This is a genomic window from Streptomyces sp. NPDC051776 (genome assembly GCF_040681345.1).
In the GTDB taxonomy this organism is placed as follows: Bacteria; Actinomycetota; Actinomycetes; order Streptomycetales; family Streptomycetaceae; genus Streptomyces.
In genome coordinates this window covers 1-2,355 of record NZ_JBFAYQ010000149.1, presented here as the reverse complement: position 1 = coordinate 2,355, position 2,355 = coordinate 1, and the positions used below count along the sequence as shown (strand labels likewise).

General features: G+C 65.6%; 1 protein-coding gene and 1 pseudogene. One reads left to right on the top strand and one right to left on the bottom strand.

All coding sequences use genetic code 11. From position 1 onward, the window contains the following. Positions 1-70: 70 nt before the first annotated feature. Positions 71-470 (bottom strand): annotated as a pseudogene (locus tag AB0M26_RS31800) (transposase); the annotation flags it as partial. Positions 471-1,141: 671 nt separating this feature from the next. On the opposite strand from AB0M26_RS31800, the gene AB0M26_RS31795 reads away from it, so the two are divergent. After that, a complete protein-coding gene (locus AB0M26_RS31795; RefSeq protein WP_365266491.1) occupies positions 1,142-1,465 on the top strand; it encodes an STAS domain-containing protein in 324 nt (107 codons plus the stop codon). The last annotated feature ends 890 nt before the right edge of the window (positions 1,466-2,355 follow it).

The following is a 2,355-nucleotide window of genomic DNA, read 5'->3' as shown; positions in this document are numbered from 1 at the left end:
AGCCGGTGGCCGTTCGTCTATGCGGGCACCATCCCGATGCCGGAGCAAACCCCCGGATCAGGTCGAACCCGTACACCACTTCCCTGGACGCAACCGACCATCGGTGCAGGTGGTCGTAGTTCGTAGCCCTTGTCCCCGTGGAGCTTGTCCGGCCGGCGTCGCCGTCGGCCGGGCCGGGGGCCGGATCGGCGGTGCCCTGCACAGGTGGGATCAGGGCCTGGATGTTGTGGACGTTGGCAACCGAGATGCCGACATAAAGGGGTAGACCGATTTGCTCGATGATTAAGTGGATCTTCGATCCATACTTGCCCCGGTCCACAAGAGTCGGCCTGTCAGCCCCCCTTTTGAGGGCCCGCATGTTCACCGAGTCGATCGCGGAGCGGGAGCATTCCAGCTCGCCGCGGGCACCGCGCTCATCGAGGACCAGGAAGGACCAGGCGATGGAGCTTCGCCCACGCCCTCGCGTCGGAGACTGGGCGGCTCCGTACAGGCGAGCGGAAACCGGGCCGCCCCCCTTTGCATTTGTGGGGAATTACTCCTTGTGGGGCGCGGGCCGTCCGCGGTCGATGGAGCTGGCGAGGTGTCGGCAGAATGAGGCCAGGACTTCCTTGGCCCCGCGGGCGCCGGACGCGGCCCGGGCTGCGGCCGACAGGAGCGCTGGGGTAGGCGCGGATGAAGTAGAGCAGGACCGGGGCATTGTCCTCAGGCAGTTCGCGCGGTAGGACGGACATGCCGAACGTGGTCAGGACCTGCGCGATGACGCCGTGGTCGGTGGCAGGCCGGGCCAGGCACAGGCGTACCGTCACTTGCGGTGACCATGGACAGGCGCCCAGCACCTCAGCTCGGGAATCAGGAGAATACCGGTCCACCTGGAGGTCCACCTGGTCCTGGAGACCTACGTCTCTTCTGGCTCAACCTGGTGGAATGCTGGTTCGCCGAAGACCAACGAGCAGATACGGCGAGGCGTTCAACGATTCGTGCAAGCCCTCGAACGAAACACCCGCAACTGGATCGCCCGGAATACCGACCCCAAAGCCCTACGTCTGCGAAGACCGCAGACGGGTGGCTCAGCAGCCTAGGAGGAGAACCACTACCACCTCCGCAGGATGGAACTGCAATACGGTGATCAGGGGCACCCAACATGGACCGGCTGACCATCCATGAAATCTCAACCAGCGATTCGCCCGTGCTTAGGCTGGCCCTGGCCGGGGAGCTGGACGTCGTCAATGTCGGAAAGCTCAGTGATACCGCGGTGCGGGTCCTCGAAAGGGGCGCACAGCACATCCTCCTCGACCTGACCGATGTCACTTGGTGCGACAGCGGGAGCCTCTATACCATCCTCGGCATCCGTCACGCGGCCCAGCACGCTGGTGTCAGCCTCAACATCAGCGCCGCCGGCGCCCCCGTCCGTGAAACCCTCCACCGCACCGGGCTCCGCGACCTGCTCCCCATCACGCCACTCTGACCACAGCGAGGTTCCAAGCAGCACATCGCGGGCTGAATGCCTCTCGCCCGCCTCCGGATCCGTGCCGGGAATGGAGAAGGCGTCCACCAATACCTCGACTCCCTCAATCAGGCCGTACGAAAACGGGCCGAGTTGACGATCGCGGGCCGGCACCTGACCTTCCGGATCCCGACCGCCTCTAGACGACCACCAACGAGGTGTGCCATTGGCTGTGGGCGGTACTACTCGCCGACGGTATACGGGCACTCACCGCGGCCGGGCGTGGGAACGTGCGCGGGCGCACGCCGTCCAGAACAAGGAGATCGGTCGCCGACTCCTCGACGGCCGCCAGGTCGACATCGTGACGCACTTCCTGCAGGGCGCCTCGGAAGCGGCGCGGCGGATCCTGGACGACAGCACGCCGTCCGAACGCATGGAACATTCCGCTGCAGCCTGCCTCGCCGTGCTCTGCCTCATAGCCGCCGGGGAGCCGGCGGACGCGGCGGGCGCGCAGATGGTGAAGGAAACTCGGTGCTTGAAGGCAACACCCGAGCTGGCCCTATTTCGGATACGCCTGAGACCGACCGCGCTCAGCCTCTACCCGGGACCCTCGACAGGCAGAAGTCGCCCGGCGGCTCGTGAACGACGCCATGCATGGTGGGGACAGCCATGTCGCACCGAAATGACTGCCTCGGAGCAGGCCAAGCTGCGGGACACGGTCGACTCCGCCGGCCTGAACTCGGCAGAATGCCTCAGGACGTGGAAAAGCGGATGCTCGACGCCGTCACAACGGCTGAAAGGGCTGCCGCGGAGCGCCTTAGTACTCCAGTCTGACTTCGCGATCTTGTGGCGAACCCGGCTGGGAACGGGTACGGCCATCGCGTGATCATCGGTTGGTGTGTGGACAAACG